Below are 20,639 nucleotides of genomic sequence, written 5' to 3'. Positions count from 1 at the left end.
ACCTTCCGGCGGCGCGGGCGGGGTCAGTCCGCGCCCGGGTCCGCGGTGAAGCCGGCCGCCGCGATGCCAGCCATGGCGGCCGCCTCGTCATTGTCCGAGGTATCGCCCGATACGCCGACCGCGCCCACCACGCGGCCGGCGGCATTGCGCACCAGCACGCCGCCCGGCACCGGCACCAGCGAGCCGCCGATGGCGGCGGCGGCGGCGCTGATGAAGAAGGGCTGGTCCTGCGCCCGGCGGAACAGCGCGCGAGAGCCCATGCCGAGGGCCAGGGCGCCATCGGCCTTGCCGCGCGCGATCTCGCCGCGCTTCAGGCTGGTACCGTCCTGCGCCGCGAACGCCTTGAGCACGCCGCGCGCGTCGATCACGCACACCGCCAGGGGGTTCAGGTTCTGCGACCGCGCGTGGGCGAGGGCAGCGGCCAGCATGGCCTGGGCGGCTTCGAGGGACAGGTCTTCGGCGCTGGCGGTCACGGGGCTCTCTCCTTGAGGGTGGGGCCGGCGCGGCGCACGGCCGGGCCTTTTCCTGTGCTCCGTGTGTAAAGCAATTCGCCGCGCCGTTGAATGCGGCACCGGCGAAGCCGCAGGCCGCGACGCGCCACATTTTTCACCGGCGCCGGCCGCGTCATGGCACCATGGAGGCTCCCGTCGAATCGTCCCCGCGCGGGGCGGCCGAGGCTGCCATGACGAACCCGCCCCCCACCGACCCCCGCACCGCCGCTTCGCGCGCGGGCGGCCCCAAGGCGCCCGCCTCGCCCCGCCGCAGCCGGGAGCCGGGCCATCGCCGCAAGTTCCTGGTGGTGGTGGACGACACCCCCGAGTGCGACCGCGCCGTCTATTACGCGAGCCGCCGCGCGGCGGGTACCGGCGGCGCCCTGCTGCTGCTGGGCGTGATGGAGCTCGAAGGCGTGAACCAGCAGTGGCTCGGCATCGCCGACCTCATGCGCGCCGAGGCCACGGACGACATGAGCGCCCGGCTCGACAAATTCGCCGCCCGCGCCCGGCAGGTGGCCGGCGTGGACGCCGAGACCGTGATCCGCGAGGGCTCGAAGGCCGATGCCGTGATGGCCACCATCGCGGAGGACGAGGACATCGCCATCCTGGTGCTGGCGGCGGGCGTGAGCAAGGAGGGCCCCGGCCCGCTGGTGAGCGCGCTGGTGGGCTTCCACTCCGGCCACTTCCCGGTGCCCATCACCATCGTGCCCGGCGCCCTCACCGACGCGGAGATCGACGCCCTCGCCTGAGCGCCACCCGGATTTCTCCCGACTGGACAAGCCCCACGCCCGGTGGTGAGCTTGCCGCAAAGACAAGAACGGGCGCCGGGGTCCTCACCAGCCCCGCCGCCGGACGGGGGACATGCTTCAGGCTTCGGTCGTCATCTTCGCCGCGCTGGCCTACATCGGCCTCCTGTTCGCCGTGGCGAGCTTCGGCGACCGGCTGCGCCCGAGCGCGCGGCGCCGCGCGCCACGACCGCTCATCTACTCGCTCTCCCTCGCGGTCTACTGCACCTCCTGGACCTTCTTCGGCTCGGTGGGCCTCGCCACCACCCAGGGGTTCGACTTCCTCACCATCTATCTCGGCCCCATCATCCTGATGACGGTGGCGGCGCCCGCCTTCCTGCGCGTGGTGCGCCTCGCCAAGGCCAACAACATCACCTCCATCGCCGACTTCATCGCCGCGCGCTACGGCAAGAGCCAGGGCATCGCGGCGCTGGTGGCGCTGGTGGCGCTGGCCGGCTCCATCCCCTACATCTCCCTGCAATTGAAGGCAGTTTCGGCCTCGCTGCTGGCGGTGCTCGGCTATTTCGCCGGGCAGGCGGCCCAGGGCACGCTGGCCGGCGACCTCGCCCTGTTCGTCGCCTGCGCCATGGCCGCCTTCGCGGTGCTGTTCGGCACCCGCCACACCGACGCCACCGAGCACCAGGACGGGCTGATGCTCGCCATCGCCACCGAGAGCATCGTGAAGCTCGCGGCGTTCCTGGCGGTGGGCATCCTCGTCACCTTCTTCATCTTCTCCGGCCCCGCGCACCTGTGGCGGGCGGCGCACGACGCGGGGGTGGCCGCGCCCTTCACGCGCGGCTTCTCGCTGGAGAACTGGATCACCATGACCATCCTCTCCGGCGGCGCCTTCATGCTGCTGCCGCGCCAGTTCCACGTGGCGGTGGTGGAGAACAAGGGCGAGGAGGAGATCCGCCGCGCGCGCTGGCTGTTCCCGCTCTACCTCGTGCTCATCAACCTGTTCGTGGTGCCGCTGGCGCTGGCGGGCATGACGCTGTTCCCCCGCGAGGTGGTGGACAGCGACATGTACGTGCTCGCGGTGCCGCTGGCGGCGGGGGCGGACGGGCTCGCCTTGCTCGCCTTCGTGGGCGGCCTCTCGGCGGCCACCGCCATGGTGATCGTGGAGAGCGTGGCCCTCGCCATCATGATCTCCAACGACCTCGTGATGCCGCTGCTGTTGCGCCGTCGCGCCAGGGAGGCGGAGAACGCGCCGGACCGGACCGCCGCCCGCCACGCCGGTGAGCCCAACGACGAGCCCAACGACATGGCCGGCGCGCTGCTGCTGGTGCGGCGGGTAGCCATCTTCCTCATCCTGCTGCTCGCCTATCTCTATTACCGCATCATCGGCGAGGTGCAGCTGGCGCAGATCGGCCTGCTCTCGTTCGCGGCGGTGGCGCAGGTGGGCCCGGCCTTCGCCGCCGGCCTCACCTGGCGGCGCGCCACCACCAAGGGCGCCATCGCCGGCATCCTCGCCGGCACCCTCATCTGGGCCTACACCCTGATGCTGCCGAGCATGGTGGAGGCGGGCCTCGTCGCCCAGAGCCTGCTGGACCACGGACCCTTCGGCATCGGCCTGCTGAAGCCCACCGCCCTGCTCGGCCTCACCGCCGGGCCGCTGGCGCACGGGGTGGCCTGGAGCCTCGCCATCAACACGCTGGTGCTGGTCATCGTCTCCTTCCTCACCCGCCCGAGCCAGATCGAGGAGGTGCAGGCGGAGCTGTTCGTGGCCCGCAGCCCGGACCAGCCGCCGCACCGGCCGGCCTTCCTGCGCTGGCGCTCGGCGGTGACGGTGGGCGAGGTGATCGCCACCGTGGAGCGCTATCTCGGCCGCGAGCGGACCCGGGTCGCCTTCGCCGCCTACGCCCGCCTCAACGGTGTCGATCTCGACCCCCACCGCGAGGCGGACGCCTCCACCGTGCGCCACGCCGAGCACCTGCTGGCCGCGGCGGTGGGCGCGGCTTCCTCGCGCATGGTGCTCTCGCTGCTGCTGCGCAAGCGCACCGCCTCCGCCAAGGCGGCCCTGAAGCTGCTCGACGATGCCTCCGCCGCCATCCAGTACAATCGCGAGCTGCTGCAGAGCGCCATCGACCACGTGCACCAGGGCATCGCGGTGTTCGACCGCGAGCTGAAGCTGGTGTGCTGGAACCGCAGCTTCGGAGAGATGCTGGAGCTGCCGGCCGACTGCTACACCGTGGGCGCGCCGCTGCACGACATCCTCGCGAGCGCCCCGCGCCCGGCCGGACGGCCCGAGAGCCTCGCCGGGCGGGTGGAGCGCTACGCCCGCCCCGCCCCCGGCTTCTCCGAGCGGCTCGACCAGAACGGGCAGGCGATCGAGACCCGCTCCGATTCCATGCCCGACGGCGGCATCGCCGTCACCTTCACCGACATCACCGCCTCGGTGGAGGCGGCCCAGGCCCTGGAGCGCGCCAACGAGAGCTTGGAGCGTCGCGTGCGCGAGCGCACCGAGGAGCTGGTGTGCCTCAACGGCGCCCTGGAGAAGGCCAGGGCCGAGGCGGAGGAGGCCAACATCTCCAAGACCCGCTTCCTCGCCGCCGCCAGCCACGACATCCTCCAGCCGCTCAATGCCGCGCGTCTCTACGTGACCAGCCTGGTGGAGCGCGCGCGGGGGCCGGAGGAGCAGCGCCTCGCCGGCAATGTGGATGCCTCGCTGGAGGCGGTGGAGGAGATTCTCGGCGCCCTGCTCGACATGTCGCGCCTCGACAGCGGGGCCCTGAAGCCGGAGCCCCATCCGCTGCGCATCGGCGAGCTGCTGCGCCAGCTCGAGATCGAGTTCGCGCCGCTGGCGCGGGAGAAGGCCCTGAAGCTGACCGTGGTGCCGAGCGCGCTCACCGTGCGCTCGGACCGGCGGCTGCTGCGGCGCCTGCTGCAGAACCTCATCTCCAACGCCATCAAATACACCCCGCGCGGCCGCGTGCTGGTGGGCTGCCGGCGCCACGGCGGGCGCGTGCGGGTGGAGGTGTGGGACACCGGCATCGGCATTCCCTCCGCGCAGCAGAAGGCGGTGTTCCAGGAGTTCCAGCGCCTCGACCAGGGGGCGCGGGTGGCACGCGGGCTGGGGCTCGGGCTCTCCATCGTCGAGCGCATCGCGCGCGTGCTCGATCATCCCATCATGCTGCGCTCGCAGCCGGAGAAAGGCTCGGTGTTCAGCCTCGAGCTGCCGGTGGCGGTGCCCATTCCCGAGACCGCGCAGGCGACGCCCCGCCCCGCCCGGCCCGGCGCGCCGCTGGACGGGCTCACCATCCTCGTCATCGACAATGAGCCCGCCATCATCGAGGGCATGAGGCTGCTGCTCACCGGCTGGGGCTGCACGGTCATCACCGCCACCGACGCCGGCGCCGCCATGGAGGCGGTGCGCGAGGCCGGAACCGCGCCCGACATCGCCCTTGTCGACTACCACCTGGACGGCGGGCTCGGCATCGACGCGGTGATGGCCCTGCGGTGGAAATTGGGGAAGCTCCCGGCGGCACTGATTACCGCCGATCGCAGTCAGGCCGTGCGCGAAGCCGCGTGCGCGGCCGAAATGGTCATTCTGAACAAGCCTTTGAAGCCGGCATCCCTGCGCGCCATGCTGGCCCAGTGGCGGCTCCAGCGCACCGCCGCTGTTTAGGAAGCGTTAACCACGCCCGCAGGCGCCGCTCACGCGTCCTCGATTACGCCCCGCTTCATCCCCATGAAGGTCAAATAAACGCCCCGTTCGGACGGCGTTATAAGCGCGTGCCAGATGAAGCACGCCCTCACGGCATGGGAATGTTACGGAAGTGTAAACGCACGTGACATTTCCTCCGTTTTGTACTGACGAATACAATTGGAGAGCGGCTATGACGATCACGATCAACGTTCCTGTCTTCCCCATGCGGAAGGAGATCGCGGCACGCAAGGAGCGGCGCGGGCTGAAGATCGCGGGCCTCACGTTCCACAACGCCCTTTCGGGCAGGAAGGCGGAACCCCGCTACAGCCGCGAGGGCCTGGAGTTCGACGTCTCCGGCCTCGGCAAGCCGGACCGCTCGGCCCGCTGATTCCTTCTTTCTGCATCCTGGCGACGGCGCGCCGACGAGGCGCGCCGGCCATGGCGGGGACGAGAACCCGCCGCCGGCCCCGAGGCGCGGGGCGCAGTTTTCCGCAAGAGACGTTCGGGCGCACCGCCCCTTTCCGCCGCCGCATGGCATCGCGCCGCGTCATCCGTTAAGGTCCCGCACCATCTCGAACAGCGCGCGTGGTGCCGACCCGTCATGACGGACCCCATCTTTCAGCCGAACCCGTCGCCCAACGCTTCCGCCGGAGGCGCGGACACCCATTTCGGCTACCGCACCGTGCCCCTCACCGAGAAGCAGGCCCTGGTGGACGACGTGTTCCACAAGGTGGCGCGGCGCTACGACATCATGAACGACCTGATGTCCGCCGGCATGCACCGGGTGTGGAAGGACGCGCTGGTCTCTAAGCTGCGCCCGCCGCCGGGGGAGCGCCCGTTCCACCTGCTCGACCTCGCCGGCGGCACCGGCGACGTGGCCTTCCGCGTGGCCGAGGCCGGCGGCCGGGGCACGCGCGTGACGGTGGCCGACATCAACACCGACATGCTGGCCGTGGGCCGCGAGCGCGCGCAGAAGCGCGGCCTCTCCGACCGGGTGGACTTCCAGGAAGCCAATGCGGAGGAGCTGCCCTTCGCCGACCGCTCCTTCGACGCGGTCACCATCGCCTTCGGCATCCGCAACGTGCCGCGCATCCCCATGGCGCTGAAGGAGATGCGGCGGGTGCTGAAGCCGGGCGGACGGGCCTTCGTGCTCGAATTCTCCAAGGTGGACGTGCCGGGGCTCGACAAGATCTACGAGACCTATTCCTTCAAGGTCATCCCCGCGATCGGCAAGCGCGTGGCGGGCGACGCCGAGCCCTACCAGTACCTCGTCGAATCCATCCGCCGCTTCCCCCATGCCGAGGCGTTCGCGCAGATGATGCGCGACGCCGGCTTCAAGCGCGTGGACTTCATGCGCATGACCGGCGGCGTGGTGGCGCTGCACTGGGGCTTCCGCATCTGATGGCCGTCGCCGCTGAAAGGGGCCCGACGTGATCTTCCTTCTCGCCGATGCGGCACGCCTCGCGCGTGCCGGCTACGTGCTCGCGCGCGAGGGCGTGCTCTCCCTGGTGTCGCCGGCGGCGGCGCCCCCGCTCGCGCGGCCGGCGCTGCGGCTGGCGCGGCTCATCGCGCGGCGCGACGCCGGCAGCCGCTCCGCGCGCTTTTCCGCCGCTTTGTCGCGGCTCGGGCCTTCCTATGTGAAGCTCGGCCAGTTCCTCGCCACCCGGCCGGACGTGGTGGGGCCCACCGTCGCCCGCGACCTGGAGGTGCTGCAGGACCGCATGCCCGCCTTCGGCCAGAAGGTGGCGGAGGAGATCGTCGCCGACACCTTCGAGCGGCCGGTGCGCGAGGTGTTCGCGGTGTTCGGCCCGCCGGTGGCGGCCGCCTCCATCGCCGAGGTGCACAAGGCCGAGGCGGTGGACCCCGACGGCACCCGCCGCGACGTGGCGGTGAAAGTGCTGCGGCCGGGCGTGAGCCGGCGCTTTTCCTCCGACATGGCGAGCTTCCGCCGGCTCGCGGATTTCGCCGAGAACACCTTCCCCGAAGCCCGGCGCCTCAGGCTGACGTCGGTGGTGGAGACCATGGCCCGCTCGGTGGCCATGGAGATGGACCTGCGCCTGGAGGCCGCCGCCTATGCCGAGCTCGCGGAGAACACCCGCGAGGACCACGACCTCCACGTGCCCCAGGTGGACTGGAACCGCTCCGGCCGCGAGGTTCTCACAACCGAATGGATCGACGGCATCAAGCTCTCCGACAAGGAAGCGTTGGTGGCGGCGGGGCACGATCTCAAGGAGATCGCCCGCATCGTCATGCAGTCCTTCCTGCGGCAGGCCATGCGCGACGGCTTCTTCCACGCCGACATGCACCCCGGCAACCTGTTCGTGGACGCGCAGGGCCGCCTGGTGGTGGTGGATTGTGGCATCATGGGCCGCCTGGGCGTGAAGGAACGGCGCTTCCTGGCGGAGATCCTCTACGGCTTCATCACCCGCAACTGGCGCCGCACGGCGGAGGTGCACTTCGAAGCCGGCTATGTGCCCTTCCATCATTCGGTTGATGATTTCGCCCTCGCCATCCGCGCCATCGGCGAGCCCATCCACTCCCGCCGCGCCGACCAGATCTCCATGGCGCGCCTGCTGGCCCTGCTGCTGGAGGTGACCGCCCTGTTCGACATGCAGACGCGGCCTGAGCTGCTGCTGCTGCAGAAGACCATGGTGGTGGTGGAGGGCGTCGCCCGCTCCCTCGACCCGCAGCTCGACATGTGGAGCACCGCGGCGCCGGTGGTGGAGGAGTGGATCGCCCGCAATCTCGGCCCGGCGGGCCAGATCGAGCGGGCGGGCATGGGCCTCGGCGAGGTGGGGCACTTCGCGGCCACGGTGCCGGCGCTGCTTACCCGCACCGCGCGGGTGGTGGAACAGCTCGACGAGGCGACGCGGGACGGTATCCACCTCTCGCCCGCCTCGCTGGAGGGCATCGGCCGCGCCGAGGCGCGGCGCGCCTTCTGGGGCAGTGCCGCCCTGTGGGTGATCGCGCTCGCCTTGCTGGGGCTGTGGTTGCGATAAGGCGAAACCGCCCGCCCCCTTCATCGAACGGAGCGGGCGGGACTGGCTGACAGGAGAGGGGGCGTGATCGCGATCCCGCGCATCCCCCTTCCCTCATTACTCTTCAGAAAGGCGTAGAACGACGGGCGCCTCGAGTGAAGCGGCGCCCGGCTCGATCGAGGCAGTCCGCGCGGCGTCACGGCTCGAAAACCGCCCGCCGGGCAGACCCTCCGGCGAAGCCCGCCTCAGCGCCCGCGGCGCTGCTGGCCGAGGCCCATCTGCTTGGCGAGCTCCGAGCGCGCGGCGGCGTAGCTGGGCGCCACCATCGGATAGTCGGCCGGCAGGCCCCACTTCTCGCGGTACTGCTCGGGGGTCATGTTGTACTGCGTGCGCAGATGGCGCTTCAGCGACTTGAACTTCTTTCCGTCCTCAAGGCAGACGATGTAATCGGGCGCCACCGACTTCTTCACCGGAACCGCCGGCTTGAGCAGCTCGGCCACCGGCTCGCTCTCGCCCTTGGCAATGCGCTGCAGCGCGGCGTGAACCTCATTGATGAGCATCGGCAGTTCCGTTGCCGCGACCGAGTTGTTGCTCACATAAGCCGAGACGATGTCTGCCGCGAGGGCGACGAAGGAGTTTTCATCCATTTCTTCGGTCATGGGACTTTCTTCTTGTCTGCGACGGGAACCGCAATCCACGCTGAGCATCGCAGGGCGAATGCCTGCGGCGGCCGGCCGTGCCGCGCCTGGAGACGCGTGCCGCACCGGCTGCATGCTTGCAGCATTGTTCAGGTATTAAGTTGGTGCCCACGCAAATGCAAGTAGAAACTCCGAGAGCGTCATGTACTTCCGTTCTCGACTTGCTTTCGGCTTGGTTGCCGCCAAGCGTTCCCCGCATGCGCCGTCGCCCGTTCCGCGTGTGGGCCGGCACACGCCTTGTCACCGGGGCGGGCGATGCCTACCTCTGTGGCAGACATAGCGGGGTTCCCATGCCCAACACCCTTTCCAACCAGATTCCCAGGCCCGACGCCCCCGGTGGGGACGCGTCGGCGAAAGTCGTCAAGAGCGAGACGGAATGGCGCTCCTGCCTCACTCCGGAGCAGTTTCGCGTCGCGCGCGAGCACGGCACCGAGCGCGCCTTCACCGGTCCCTACTGGGACGAGAAGCGCACCGGCCTCTACCGCTGCGTGGCCTGCGGCGCGGCGCTGTTCCGCTCCGAGGCCAAGTATGATTCCGGCACCGGCTGGCCCAGCTTCTTCTCCCCGGTGTCGCCCGACGCCGTGGTGACGCATGAGGATACCTCACACGGCATGCGCCGCATCGAGGTGCGCTGCGCGCGCTGCGACAGCCATCTCGGCCATGTGTTTCCCGATGGGCCGGCGCCCACGGGCCTGCGCTTCTGCATGAACGGAACCGCGCTTTCGCTGGAGAAGGACGAGAACGGCGGGGAAGGGCAGCTCCATGGCGGCGCCTGAGCCCCCGCGCGCCGCGCCGCGCCCCTCCTCCCGCACCATCCACGGCGTTACCCTCACCGACGATTATGCCTGGCTCCGGGCGGAAAACTGGCGCGAGGTGATGCGCGACCCGGGCGTGCTCGATGCCGACATCCGCGCCTATCTCGAAGCCGAGAACGCCTATGCGGACGCCTATTTCGAGCCTCTGGCCGGGTTGCGCCGCACGCTGGTCGCGGAGATGCGCGGGCGGATCAAGGAGGACGATTCCACCGTCCCCAGCCCGGACGGCGCCTTCGCCTATTACAGCCGCCACCGGGAGGGAGGCCAGCAGCCCCTCGCCTGCCGCATGGCCCTGCCCGGCGGTGCCGAGGAGATCATCCTCGACGGCGACCGGGAGGCCGAGGGCAAGGCCTATTTCCATCTCGGCCACTGGCGCCACAGCGCGGACCACCGCCGCCTCGCCTTCGCCGCCGACGAGCAGGGCTCGGAACTCTACGGCATCCGCATCCGCGACCTCGAAACCGGCGCCGACCTGCCGGACGTGATCGCCGAGACCACCGGCGACCTGCTGTGGAGCGCCGACGGCGCTGCGCTCTATTACATCCGCCGCGACGCCGAGCACCGGCCCTCCAAGGTCTACCGCCATGTCCTCGGCACCGCGCCGGAAGCGGACGCGCTGATCTACGAGGAGCCGGACAAGGGCTTCTTCGTCTCCCTGGGCGAGACCCAGTCGCGCGCCTTCGGCCTCATCTCCTGCGGCGACCACCAGACCTCCGAGGTCCACCTGCTGGACCTCGCCGACCCCGCCGCCGCGCCGCGGCTGGTGGCCGCCCGCGCCACCGGCGTGCGCTACGAGGTGGAGCACCACCCCGCCCTGCGCGGCGAGAACGTGCTCGTGATGCTCACGAACGCGGACGGGGCGGAGGATTTCAAGATCGTCACCGCCCCTGTGGCGGCGCCCGCGCGCGCCAACTGGCGCGATCTCGTGGCCCATGGCCCCGGCCGCATGATCCTGAGCCACACCGTCTTCTCCGGCCACATGGCGCGGCTGGAGCGGGAAGGCGGGCTGCCGCGCATCGTGGTGCGCGACCTCACGACCGGCGACGAGCACGCGGTGGCCTTCGCGGAGGAGGCCTACGCCCTCGGCCTGTCCCCCGGCTTCCCCTTCGACACCACCGAGGTGCGCTTCACCTACGCCTCCATGACCACGCCGTCGGAGGTGTGGTCCTACGACATGGCCAGCCGCGCGCGGGCGCTGCTGAAGCGCCAGGAGGTGCCCTCGGGCCACGATCCGGAGGATTACGTCACCCGCCGCATCTTCGCCCCGGCGCCGGACGGCGAGAGCGTGCCGGTCTCGCTCCTCTACCGCAGGGGCACGCCCCTCGACGGCTCGGCGCCGCTGCTGCTCTACGGCTACGGCGCCTACGGCATCACCATTCCCGCCGGTTTCTCCACCAGCCGCCTCTCCCTGGTGGACCGGGGCTTCGTCTATGCCATCGCCCATGTGCGCGGCGGCACCGACAAGGGCTGGCGCTGGTATGCGCAGGGCAAGCTCACCCACAAGACCCACACTTTCACCGATTTCATCGCGGCGGCCGAGCACCTGGCGCGCGAGCGCTTCACCAGCCCGGCGCGCATCGTCGCCCACGGCGGCTCGGCAGGCGGCATGCTCATGGGCGCGGTGGCGAACATGCGGCCGGACCTGTTCGCCGGCATCGTGGCCGAGGTGCCGTTCGTGGACGTGCTGGCCACCATGCTGGACGACACCTTGCCCCTCACCCCGCCGGAATGGCCCGAATGGGGCAACCCCATCACCGATCCGGACGCCTTCACCCGCATCCTCGGCTATTCGCCGGTGGACAACGTGCGCCCGGCCGCCTACCCGGCCATCTTCGCCCTCGCCGGCCTCACCGACCCGCGGGTGACCTATTGGGAGCCGGCGAAATGGGTGGCGCGGCTGCGGGCGGCGAACACCTCGGGGGCGCCGCTCCTGCTGCGCACCAACATGGAAGCGGGGCACGGCGGCGCCTCCGGCCGGTTCGACCGGCTGGACGAGGTGGCCCTCTCCTACGCCTTCGCCCTCAGGACCGTGGGCGCCCTCGTCCCGGCGCGCGCGCCCGAGCCCGCCTGACGCCGGCCGGCGCTCCGCTGGGGGCGCCGCCGGCAGCCTGCCATCGCCCTCCCGCCCCCGCGCGGGAGAGCGCGCGCCCATGCCGGACCATTCCAAACCAAAGGCCCGTGGGGTTCACCCACGGGCCTTTTCCTTGGTCCAGCCCGCGCGGCGCCTGAGAGAAGCCCGCGCGTGAGCCCCCTGGGCACCTGCCGAGGGTCGGGGCCGATGGCGGAAAGCGGGTCCGTCATGCCCTGACCACGCCGGCAGCATGCCCCTCGCGCCGCCGCAGGCGCACGCCCCCAAAAGCACCCCCGGAAGACCCATGCGTGAGGCCGCCCACGGGGCGGCCCGCGCGGCCGCCACGGCATGCCCCGCGGCAGGGTACGGCAGGCGCAGGCGACGGCCGCTTTTGCCCCTCGAAAGCCCGCCTCAGCCCACGCCGATCCATTGACGACCCATGATTTCCCATGTTAACCCATCATTACCCAAGAACATGTCGGACGGCCCATCGCCGTCGCCGGGCGCGTCCTCCCCGCGAGGTGCCCGTGAGAGGGAAGGCACCCCGGCGCCATGGACCGCTTCGTGTCCACCTACACGATGCGTCTCGACGCCAAGGGGCGGGTCTCCATCCCCGCGCCCTATCGCGCGGTGCTGGCGAAGGACGGCGCGGAGGGCCTCTACTGCCACCCGAGCCTCGCGGAACCCGCGCTGGATGCGGGCGGCAACCGGCTGATCGGCGAGATCGACGCGCTGATCGACCGCTACCCGCCCTATTCCGAGGAGCGGGAGGAGCTGGCCGCCGCCCTCTACGGCACCAGCGAAACCCTGCGCATCGACCCGGAAGGCCGGGTGATGCTGACTGAAACGCTCAAGCTCCATGCCGGCATCGCCGATCAGGTCGCCTTCGTGGGATTGGGGCACAAGTTCCGGATCTGGGAACCGGAGCGGCTGAAGGCGCATCTCGCGGAGGCCACCCGAAGGGTGCGCGAGCTGCGCCGGGCCATCGGCTCCCGCACCGGGAACCCTGGGAGCACCATGGAATGACGACGGGCCACGGGGTCGGCCCCGCCGACGCCGTTGGCGGACCGGCCCGTCATCTTCCGGTGATGCTCCGGGAGGTTCTCGCGCATCTGGCGCCGAAGGAAGCCGGCACCTACGTGGACGGCACCTTCGGCGCCGGGGGCTACACCCGCGCCATTCTCGCCGCGGCCGGCTGCCGCGTGCTGGCCATCGACCGCGACCCCACCGCCATCGCCGCCGGGCAGGCCCTGGTCGCCGCCTCGGGCGGGCGGCTGACGCTGGTGGAGGGCCGCTTCTCCCACCTCGATGAATATGCCGCGCGCGAGGGCTTCGCGCCGCTCGACGGGGTGGTGCTGGACATCGGCGTCTCCTCCATGCAGCTCGACGAGGCCGATCGCGGCTTCTCCTTCCGCCGCGACGGGCCGCTCGACATGCGCATGGGCGCCGCCGGCCGCTCCGCTGCGGACCTCGTGGCCGAGCTGGACGAGACGAGCCTTGCCCATGTCATCTGGTCGCTGGGGGAGGAGCGCCAGTCGCGCGCCATCGCTCGCGCGATCGTGAAGGCGCGGGCCGAGGCGCCCATCACCCGCACCGTGCAGCTCGCGGAGATCATCTCCCGCGTGGTGTGGTCCAAGCCGGGGGAAGTTCACCCGGCCACGCGCACCTTCCAGGCCCTGCGCATCGCGGTGAATGAGGAGCTCAACGAGCTCGTCGCCGCCCTGGAGGCGGCCGAGCGGGCGCTGAAGCCGGGCGGGCGGCTGGTGGTCGTCACCTTCCACTCGCTTGAAGACAGGATCGTTAAGACTTTTCTGGCAAACAGGGTAAAGGCACCGTCCGCGTCGCGCCATCTGCCGCAACAGGAGGGACCGGAACCCGCGTTCCGCCTTGTGGCGAAGGGCGTGGTGGAGCCCGGCCCCGACGAAGTGGCAGAAAACCCGCGCGCGAGGTCCGCGAAGCTTCGCGCGGCCGAACGCACGCTCGCTCCGGCGCATCCGGGCGGTGACCTGATGGGGCTTCTTCCTGCCCCCTCACCGCAACGGCATGGGCGGAGACGCTGAGAGAATGTTTCGTGTCGCCAACATCTTGATGGTCGGCGCGCTTCTGGTGACCGCCGTCGTGGTGTACCAGCTCAAATATGCCTCCACTGCCGAGGCCGAGCGCCTGGCCACCCTGCGCAGCCAGATCCGCAAGGAGCGCGACGCCATCGCCGTCATGCGCGCGGAGTGGGCGCGACGCACCTCGCCTTTCTATATCCAGGGTCTGGTGGAGCGGCATCTCGACCTGAAGCGGCTGGACGTGGAGTCCATTTCCGCGCTCGACGACCTCCCGCCCAAGCCCGGCAACGGCGGCGACGGCATCGGCGGCATCATCGAGGCGCTGGAGGATGCCCCGCTCGTCACCTCTTCCACCGGCCGGGCCTCGACCCCGACTCCCAACGGCGGCGCACCCGCGGCCACCGGCAATACCGGCGCCGCCAGCATTCCCGCCACCTCCGCCATCCGGCCGAAGCCGGCGCCGAAGCCCGCGCCGGGCGGAACGCCGGTGGCCTCCACCGCCGGCCCGCTCATCACGGGCAGCGTGAAGCCGCGGCCGCCGTCGCCCACCGGCCCCGCCCCCGCCGCGGCAGCCGCCGCCGAGCCCGACGGCGACACGCCCGTGGCTACGTTCTTCAAAGGCTTCCTGAGCGGACGTTGACGAGGTCGCCATGCCCGACACCCCTTCCGATCACACGTCCGGCACCGCGCCCGCCGAGTTCCGCCAGCCCGATGCCGGCCGGCACCCCGCGGACGAACCCGCCACGGACATGCCCCACGCGGAGACGCGCGCGCCCCGCCCGGCGGCGGCGGACGCCTCCGTCACCGACGCGCTCAACGGCGTGCTGATCCTCGTCGGCCGCGCCCTGGCGGGCGCCGCCCTCGCCGTCGCCCGCGTGCTCGAACGCGGCATCGAGGGGATCGGCGCGCTCACGGTGCGTGGGGTCCAGGGGCTCGGCGCGCTCGCCTATCGCGGCGGGCGCAAGACGGTGCGCGGCCTGTTCGGCCTCGACCGGGGCAGTGCCGATTCGGTCGCGCGCGGCCGCATCAAGCTGGTGATGACGGTCTTCTGCCTGGTGTTCGCGGCCATCGCCGCGCAGCTCACCCACCTCGCCCTCACCTCCGATCCCGGCGCCAATCGCGGCCGGGCGACGGATGCGGTGGCCTCCGCGCGCCCCGACATCATCGACCGCAACGGCGACATCATCGCCATCGACGTGAAGTCGCCCTCCCTGTTCGCCGAACCCAAGCGCCTGCTCGATCCCGACGAGGCGCTGGAGGGCCTGCTGAAGATCCTGCCGGACCTGGACGTGGAGGAGACGCGCAAGCGCCTCAATTCCGGCAAGGGCTTCGCCTGGCTGAAGCGGGAGATCACCCCTGCCCAGCGGCGCGCCATCCACCGGCTCGGCCTGCCGGGCATCGGCTTCCTCAGCGAGAACCGCCGCATCTATCCGGACGGCCCCATCCTGTCCCACGTCATCGGCGGCGTGAACGTGGACAACCAGGGCATCTCGGGCCTGGAGAAGTGGATCGACGGGCGCGGCCTCTCCGACCTGCACCTCGCCGGCTTCGCCACCGACCGCCAGCAGGAGCCGGTGCAGCTCTCCATCGACATGCGGGTGCAGCACGCGGTGCGCGACGAGCTGATCCGCGCCAAGGACAAGTTCTCGGCCCTCCACGCCATGGCGGTGGTGACCAACGTCAACACCGGCGAGATCGTCTCCATGGTGTCGCTGCCCGACTTCGATCCCAACGTGCCCGGTAACCCGGCCGACGACGCCTACCTCAACCGCCTCACCACCGGCGTGTACGAGATGGGCTCCACCTTCAAGGCCATGTCGTTCGCCATGGCGCTCGATTCGGGCAAGATCGGCCTCAACTCCACCTTCGACGCCCGCGCGCCGCTGCACTTCGGCCGCTTCAAGATCTCCGACTACCACGCCGAGAACCGCATCCTCACGGTGCCGGAGATCTTCCTGGTGTCGTCCAACATCGGCACCGCCAAGATGGTGCTGGCGCTGGGCGTGGAGGCCCACAAGACGTTCCTGCGCAAGATGGGCCAGCTCGATCGGCTGCGCACCGAGCTGCCGGAAAGCTCCCAGCCCATCGTGCCCAAGCGCTGGGGCGAGCTGAACTCGGCCACTATCGCCTTCGGCCACGGCCTGTCGGTCGCCCCCCTCCAGGCGGTGATGGCGGTGAACTCCATGGTGAACGGCGGCTACCTGATCCCCCCCACCTTCATCAAGCGCAGCCAGGACGAGGCGCAGAAGGTGGCGGTCCGGGTGCTGAAGAACGAGACCTCCGACAAGATGCGCTACATCATGCGCCTCAATGCGGAGAAGGGCACCGCCAAGAAGGCCGACATCACCGGCTACATGGTCGGCGGCAAGACCGGTACCGCCGAGAAGGTGGTGAACGGCCGGTATGCCCACAACAAGCTGTTGACGTCGTTCACCGCCGTCTTCCCCATGGACAAGCCCCAATATCTGGTACTGGTAATGCTGGACGAGCCGAAGGCCACCTCCGAGACCTACGGCTTCGCCACCTCGGGCTGGAACGCGGCGCCCACCGCCGGCAAGATCGTGGAGCGCATCGCCCCCATGCTGAACGTGGCGCCGCGCAAGACCCTGCCCACCGCCGACGAGATGCTGCGCGCCAGCCCGGCGCAGAAGGTCGCGGAGCGGCAATAGGCGCCGCCGCCCGCGGGAGCCGGGCGGCCAGACAGGACCCGCCCGCAGCCGGACGCGCTCCCGGCGGCGGAACGGGCCACCGCGCGGCCCTCGGCTTTCTCCGCGGCGCCGTTACGAAAGGTGACAGGCGGTCACCGCAATGCCATGAACACCCGCGAGAGGAGGCTCCGATGACCCTGCACACCCTCGGATCGCTCCTCGGCGGTCACGCCCACATTCTCGCCCCCCATGCCGCCGATCTGCGGATCGAGGGGGTGACGGCCGACAGCCGCAAGGTGAGGCCCGGCTTCCTGTTCGTGGCCGTGCCCGGCACCCACGCCGACGGCGCCCACTTCATCGCCGACGCGGTGGGGCGCGGGGCCAGTGCCGTGCTCATGGAGCCGGTGGCGCCCCTGCCGGCGGCGCCGCCCGGCATTTCTTACGCCCATGTGGCGTTCGCCTTCTCGCTCGACGCGCGGCGCTCGCTGGCGCTGGCCGCGGCACGCGCCCATCCGCGCCAGCCGGCGGTGATCGCGGCCGTCACCGGCACCGCCGGCAAGACATCGGTGGCCTATTTCCTGCGGCAGATCTGGGAGCAGCTCGGCCACAAGGCGGCTTATCTCGGCACCATCGGCCTCGTCACGCCCGGCGGCGCCGCCTACGGCAGCCTCACCACGCCCGATCCGGTGGAGCTGCACGCCATCCTCGACGGGCTGGTGGCCAAGGGCATCACCCATATGGCGCTGGAAGCCTCCTCCCACGGGCTGGACCAGCGCCGGCTCGACGGCGTGCGCCTCACCGCCGGCGCCTTCACCAACCTCGGCCGCGACCATCTGGACTACCACCCCACGGTGGAGGCCTACTTCAAGGCCAAGCTGCGCCTGTTCACCGAGCTGCTGCCCCAGGATGCCACCGCCGTCGGCGTGCTCGACGCGCCCCATGCCGCCACCGCCCTCGCCTGGGCCGAGACGCGGGGCCTCAACACCCTCTCCTTCGGCGACGATTTCGCCGGCGCCACCATCGAGGTGCTGGACGTGAAGCCCTCCGGCGCCGGGCAGCTCATCCGCTTCGGCGGCGGGCTGGAGATCGCGCTGCCGCTGGCGGGCCGCTTCCAGGCCGACAATGCCCTGGTGGCGGCGGGCCTCGCCATGGCCTGCGGCGCCGACCGCGAGGAGGCGCTCGCCGCCCTCGCCCACCTGAAGGGCGTGCCGGGCCGGCTGGAACGCGTGGGCGACGACCCCCTGCGTCCCGTGTTCGTGGACTATGCCCACAAGCCCGAGGCCCTGGCGGCCGTGCTCGACACCCTGCGCGGGGCGGTGAAGGGCCGCCTCATGGTGGTGTTCGGCTGCGGCGGCGACCGCGACCGGGGCAAGCGCCCCATCATGGGCGCAATCGCGTCCGAGAAGGCGGACCTCGTCATCGTCACCGACGACAACCCCCGCAGCGAGGCTCCCGCCGCCATCCGCGCCGAGATCCTCACCGCGGCGCCCGGCGCGCGGGAGATCGCGGACCGGCGCGAGGCGATCCGCGCCGCCGTGGCGCTGATGCAGCCGGGGGACGCGCTGGTGGTGGCGGGCAAGGGCCACGAAACCGGCCAGATCATCGGCGACCGCACCCATCCGTTCTCGGATGCGGCGGAAGTCCTCGCTGCCCTCGCGGAGGTTGGAGCATGAGCACCGGCGCGCGACGCCTCTATCGCCTCGACGAGATGGTCGACGCCATGGCCGCCACAGCGCGCGGCCCGGTGGCGGACGTGAGCGGCATCTCCATCGACAGCCGCACCCTCGCCCCCGGCGACGCCTTCTTCGCCATCGCCGGCGAGAATTCCGACGGCCACGACCATGTGGAGAAGGCGCTGGCGGCCGGCGCGGCCCTGGCCGTGGTGGCGCGGGAGAACGCCGGGCGCTTCACCTCCGACGCGCCCCTGCTGCTGGTGGACGACGTGCTTGCCGCCCTCGCCGCCCTTGCCCGCGCGGCGCGCGCGCGTTCGGGCGCCGGCATCGTCGCGGTGACGGGATCGGTGGGTAAGACCACCACCAAGGAGGCCCTGCGCCTCGCCCTCGGCGCCGATGGCGAGACCCACGCCTCAGCCGCCTCCTACAACAACCACTGGGGCGTGCCCCTTTCCCTCGCCCGCCTGCCGCGGGAGGCGCGCTACGGCGTGTTCGAGATCGGCATGAATCACCCCGGCGAGATTTCACCGCTGGTGAAGCTGGTGCGCCCGCAGGTGGCCATCATCACCACGGTGGAGCCCGTGCACATCGCCCAGTTCTCCGGCATCGAGGAGATCGCCGACGCCAAGGCGGAGATCTTCGACGGGCTGGAGGCCGGCGGCACCGCCGTGCTCAATCTCGACAATCCCCTGTTCGCGCGCCTGAAGGCGACCGCCGAGGCCAGGGGCGTCTCCCGCATCGTCACCTTCGGCGAGGCGGACGGCGCCGACGTGCGCCTCGAAACCGTGTCGCTCCAGCCGGCCTGCTCGGTGATGGTGGTGGACGTGATGGGCACCCGCGTCACCCTCAAGGTGCCCGTGCCCGGCCGCCACATCGTGCAGAACATGCTCGCGGTGCTGGCGGCGGCGAAACTGCTCGGCGCCGATCTCGCGCTCGCGGCCATCGCGCTCGGCGGGCTCAGGCCGCCGCCGGGGCGGGGCGTGCCCGTCCCGCTCGCGGTGAAGGGCGGCGCGGCCACCCTCATCGACGAGAGCTACAACGCCAACCCCGCCTCCATGCGCGCCGCCATCGACGTGCTGAGCCGCACCCCGGTGGGCCCGCGCGGACGGCGCATCGCCGTGCTCGGCGACATGCTGGAGCTGGGCGAGGACGCCCCCGCCATGCACGCCGGCCTCGCCGAGGCGCTGAAGGAGGCCCGCATCGACCTCGTGTTCTGCTGCGGGCCGCTGATGCATGCTTTGTGGACCGCCCTGCCCTCCGAGCGGCGCGGCGGCTACGCCCAGCACGCCACCCACCTGGAACCCATGGTGGCCGCCGCCATCCGCGCCGGTGACACGCTCATGGTGAAGGGCTCCAACGGCAGCCGCATGGGCCCGCTGGTGAAGAGCCTTTCCGAACGCTTCCGCTCCACCGAGGACGCGCTGGCCTAGAGCATTTCCCCGGTTCATGGAATCGGGGAAATGCTCTAGATTTTCAGGTCGACGCGTTTTCTTCACGCGAACCGGCTTCCACTTCGCTCGAAAACGCCATCGCGCGTCCGCACCGCCCGCCTTCCGCTTCCCGATCTCACGCATTTCCCCACGCGAGCCGAGGTCCGCGACGCCGGAAATGCTCCGAGGATGACCCATGCTCCAGTGGCTCGCCGAACTCCACCAGTCGCTTCCGGCCGTCAACGTGTTCCGCTACATCACCTTCCGCACCGGCGGGGCAGTGGTGACGGCGCTCCTGTTCGTGTTCCTGTTCGGCCCGTCCATGATCTCCACCCTGCGGCTGAAGCAGGGCAAGGGCCAGCCCATCCGCACCGACGGGCCGCAATCCCACCTGCTCACCAAGAAGGGCACGCCCACCATGGGCGGGCTCATGATCCTGGCCGGCATCGTGGTGGCGACCCTGCTGTGGTCGAACCTCGCAAACCCCTATGTGTGGGTGGTGCTTCTCGTCACCCTGGGCTTCGGCTCCATCGGCTTCTACGACGACTACCTGAAGGTCACGAAGCAGACCCACAACGGCCTCTCCGGCAAGGCGCGCCTCGCCATCGAGGCGATCATCGCGGGCCTCGCGGTCATCATCATCATGAACGTGGGCAAGAGCGGGCTCGCCACCTCGGTCTCCTTCCCCTTCTTCAAGGACCTGCTGCTGGACCTGGGCGTGTTCTTCGTCATCTTCGGCGGCTTCGTCATCGTGGCGGCCGGCAATGCGGTGAACCTCACCGACGGGCTCGACGGCCTCGCCATCGTGCCGGTGATGATCGCCGCCGGCACCTTCGGCTTCATCGCCTACCTCTCGGGCAACGTGGTGTTCTCGGACTACCTGCAGATCCACTACGTGGCGGGCGTGGGCGAGCTGGCGGTGGTGTGCGGGGCGCTCATGGGCGCGGGCCTGGGCTTCCTGTGGTTCAACGCTCCCCCGGCCCAGGTGTTCATGGGCGACACCGGCTCGCTGGCCCTGGGCGGCCTGCTCGGCACCGTGGCGGTGGCCACCAAGCACGAGATCGTGCTCGCGGTGGTGGGCGGCCTGTTCGTGCTGGAGGCGGTCTCGGTGATCGTGCAGGTGGCGTCGTTCAAGCTCACCGGCAAGCGCGTCTTCAAGATGGCGCCCATCCACCATCATTTCGAGCAGCTCGGCTGGACCGAGCCGCAGGTGGTCATCCGCTTCTGGATCATCGCCGTGGTGCTGGCCCTGCTCGGCCTCGCCACCCTGAAGCTGCGCTGAACGCGCGCAGGACGCGAAAGGCCCGGCGGAGATGCTCCGCCGGGCCTTTTTTCTTCCGGTCG

At 70.8% G+C, this 20,639-nt stretch carries 16 protein-coding genes; 14 read left to right on the top strand and 2 right to left on the bottom strand.

What is annotated here, in order from left to right:
- Positions 1-23 precede the first annotated feature (23 nt).
- Entirely contained in the window at positions 24-428 is a 405-nt protein-coding gene (locus tag V5F75_RS06060; protein WP_509212171.1) for a heme-binding protein, read from the bottom strand.
- Between the two features lie 254 nt (positions 429-682).
- Here V5F75_RS06060 and V5F75_RS06055 point away from each other — a divergent pair, with 254 nt between their 5' ends.
- From V5F75_RS06055 to ubiB, 5 genes are all read left to right on the top strand, one after another.
- A complete protein-coding gene (locus V5F75_RS06055; RefSeq protein WP_394033561.1) occupies positions 683-1,243 on the top strand; it encodes a universal stress protein in 561 nt (186 codons plus the stop codon).
- Positions 1,244-1,355: 112 nt separating this feature from the next.
- A complete protein-coding gene (locus tag V5F75_RS06050; RefSeq protein WP_394033560.1) occupies positions 1,356-4,904 on the top strand; it encodes a hybrid sensor histidine kinase/response regulator in 3,549 nt (1,182 codons plus the stop codon).
- Between the two features lie 211 nt (positions 4,905-5,115).
- Positions 5,116-5,313: a hypothetical protein gene (locus tag V5F75_RS06045; protein ID WP_394033559.1), complete on the top strand. Its 198-nt coding sequence runs from the start codon at positions 5,116-5,118 to the stop codon at positions 5,311-5,313.
- 213 nt (positions 5,314-5,526) lie between these two features.
- A complete protein-coding gene (gene ubiE / locus V5F75_RS06040) occupies positions 5,527-6,327 on the top strand; it encodes a bifunctional demethylmenaquinone methyltransferase/2-methoxy-6-polyprenyl-1,4-benzoquinol methylase UbiE (RefSeq protein WP_394033558.1) in 801 nt (266 codons plus the stop codon).
- Between the two features lie 28 nt (positions 6,328-6,355).
- Positions 6,356-7,924, top strand: a complete 1,569-nt coding sequence (ubiB, locus tag V5F75_RS06035; RefSeq protein ID WP_394033557.1) for a 2-polyprenylphenol 6-hydroxylase — start codon at positions 6,356-6,358, stop codon at positions 7,922-7,924.
- A 224-nt stretch (positions 7,925-8,148) separates the two neighbouring features.
- Here ubiB and V5F75_RS06030 read toward each other — a convergent pair whose 3' ends face one another.
- Entirely contained in the window at positions 8,149-8,562 is a 414-nt protein-coding gene (locus V5F75_RS06030; RefSeq protein ID WP_394033556.1) for a Ros/MucR family transcriptional regulator, read from the bottom strand.
- 329 nt (positions 8,563-8,891) lie between these two features.
- Between V5F75_RS06030 and msrB the strand changes: the two genes are divergently transcribed.
- From msrB to mraY, 9 genes are all read left to right on the top strand, one after another.
- Complete coding sequence (gene msrB, locus V5F75_RS06025; protein ID WP_394033555.1) at positions 8,892-9,377, top strand: peptide-methionine (R)-S-oxide reductase MsrB; 486 nt, start codon at positions 8,892-8,894, stop codon at positions 9,375-9,377.
- Positions 9,364-11,487 carry a S9 family peptidase gene (locus V5F75_RS06020; protein ID WP_394033554.1) on the top strand — a complete coding sequence of 708 codons (2,124 nt, stop codon included), beginning with the start codon at positions 9,364-9,366 and terminating at the stop codon, positions 11,485-11,487. Before msrB ends, V5F75_RS06020 begins: the two co-directional genes overlap by 14 nt.
- Positions 11,488-12,039: 552 nt before the next feature.
- Positions 12,040-12,513: a division/cell wall cluster transcriptional repressor MraZ gene (locus tag V5F75_RS06015; protein WP_394033553.1), complete on the top strand. Its 474-nt coding sequence runs from the start codon at positions 12,040-12,042 to the stop codon at positions 12,511-12,513.
- Complete coding sequence (gene rsmH, locus V5F75_RS06010) at positions 12,510-13,547, top strand: 16S rRNA (cytosine(1402)-N(4))-methyltransferase RsmH (protein ID WP_394033552.1); 1,038 nt, start codon at positions 12,510-12,512, stop codon at positions 13,545-13,547. The genes V5F75_RS06015 and rsmH overlap by 4 nt, the downstream gene beginning before the upstream one ends.
- Before the next feature lie 4 nt (positions 13,548-13,551).
- Entirely contained in the window at positions 13,552-14,184 is a 633-nt protein-coding gene (gene ftsL, locus V5F75_RS06005) for a cell division protein FtsL (protein ID WP_394033551.1), read from the top strand.
- 10 nt (positions 14,185-14,194) lie between these two features.
- On the top strand, positions 14,195-16,213 hold the full coding sequence (locus tag V5F75_RS06000; protein WP_394033550.1) for a peptidoglycan D,D-transpeptidase FtsI family protein: 2,019 nt from the start codon (positions 14,195-14,197) through the stop codon (positions 16,211-16,213).
- Between the two features lie 170 nt (positions 16,214-16,383).
- Positions 16,384-17,865 (top strand): UDP-N-acetylmuramoyl-L-alanyl-D-glutamate--2,6-diaminopimelate ligase, encoded by a 1,482-nt coding sequence (locus V5F75_RS05995; protein ID WP_394033549.1) that lies wholly within the window; start codon positions 16,384-16,386, stop codon positions 17,863-17,865.
- Complete coding sequence (locus V5F75_RS05990; protein ID WP_394033548.1) at positions 17,862-19,295, top strand: UDP-N-acetylmuramoylalanyl-D-glutamyl-2,6-diaminopimelate--D-alanyl-D-alanine ligase; 1,434 nt, start codon at positions 17,862-17,864, stop codon at positions 19,293-19,295. The genes V5F75_RS05995 and V5F75_RS05990 overlap by 4 nt, the downstream gene beginning before the upstream one ends.
- A gap of 196 nt (positions 19,296-19,491) precedes the next feature.
- On the top strand, positions 19,492-20,577 hold the full coding sequence (mraY, locus tag V5F75_RS05985) for a phospho-N-acetylmuramoyl-pentapeptide-transferase (protein WP_394033547.1): 1,086 nt from the start codon (positions 19,492-19,494) through the stop codon (positions 20,575-20,577).
- Positions 20,578-20,639 lie beyond the last annotated feature (62 nt).

It is taken from the genome of Xanthobacter albus, from assembly GCF_043194895.2.
Lineage (GTDB): Bacteria > Pseudomonadota > Alphaproteobacteria > Rhizobiales > Xanthobacteraceae > Xanthobacter.
Note: the sequence above shows the minus strand (reverse complement) of the source record. Positions and strands in the feature narration are given on the sequence as shown.

Excerpts from the sequence above, each read along its gene's own strand:
- V5F75_RS06060 (WP_509212171.1), bottom strand. The coding sequence starts at position 428 with ATGCTGGCCGCTGCCCTCGCCCACGCGCGGTCGCAGAACCTGAACCCC.
- V5F75_RS06055 (WP_394033561.1), top strand. The coding sequence starts at position 683 with ATGACGAACCCGCCCCCCACCGACCCCCGCACCGCCGCTTCGCGCGCG.
- V5F75_RS06050 (WP_394033560.1), top strand. The coding sequence starts at position 1,356 with ATGCTTCAGGCTTCGGTCGTCATCTTCGCCGCGCTGGCCTACATCGGC.
- V5F75_RS06045 (WP_394033559.1), top strand. The coding sequence starts at position 5,116 with ATGACGATCACGATCAACGTTCCTGTCTTCCCCATGCGGAAGGAGATC.
- ubiE (WP_394033558.1), top strand. The coding sequence starts at position 5,527 with ATGACGGACCCCATCTTTCAGCCGAACCCGTCGCCCAACGCTTCCGCC.
- V5F75_RS06030 (WP_394033556.1), bottom strand. The coding sequence starts at position 8,562 with ATGACCGAAGAAATGGATGAAAACTCCTTCGTCGCCCTCGCGGCAGAC.
- msrB (WP_394033555.1), top strand. The coding sequence starts at position 8,892 with ATGCCCAACACCCTTTCCAACCAGATTCCCAGGCCCGACGCCCCCGGT.
- V5F75_RS06020 (WP_394033554.1), top strand. The coding sequence starts at position 9,364 with ATGGCGGCGCCTGAGCCCCCGCGCGCCGCGCCGCGCCCCTCCTCCCGC.
- V5F75_RS06015 (WP_394033553.1), top strand. The coding sequence starts at position 12,040 with ATGGACCGCTTCGTGTCCACCTACACGATGCGTCTCGACGCCAAGGGG.
- rsmH (WP_394033552.1), top strand. The coding sequence starts at position 12,510 with ATGACGACGGGCCACGGGGTCGGCCCCGCCGACGCCGTTGGCGGACCG.
- ftsL (WP_394033551.1), top strand. The coding sequence starts at position 13,552 with ATGTTTCGTGTCGCCAACATCTTGATGGTCGGCGCGCTTCTGGTGACC.
- V5F75_RS06000 (WP_394033550.1), top strand. The coding sequence starts at position 14,195 with ATGCCCGACACCCCTTCCGATCACACGTCCGGCACCGCGCCCGCCGAG.
- V5F75_RS05995 (WP_394033549.1), top strand. The coding sequence starts at position 16,384 with ATGACCCTGCACACCCTCGGATCGCTCCTCGGCGGTCACGCCCACATT.
- V5F75_RS05990 (WP_394033548.1), top strand. The coding sequence starts at position 17,862 with ATGAGCACCGGCGCGCGACGCCTCTATCGCCTCGACGAGATGGTCGAC.
- mraY (WP_394033547.1), top strand. The coding sequence starts at position 19,492 with ATGCTCCAGTGGCTCGCCGAACTCCACCAGTCGCTTCCGGCCGTCAAC.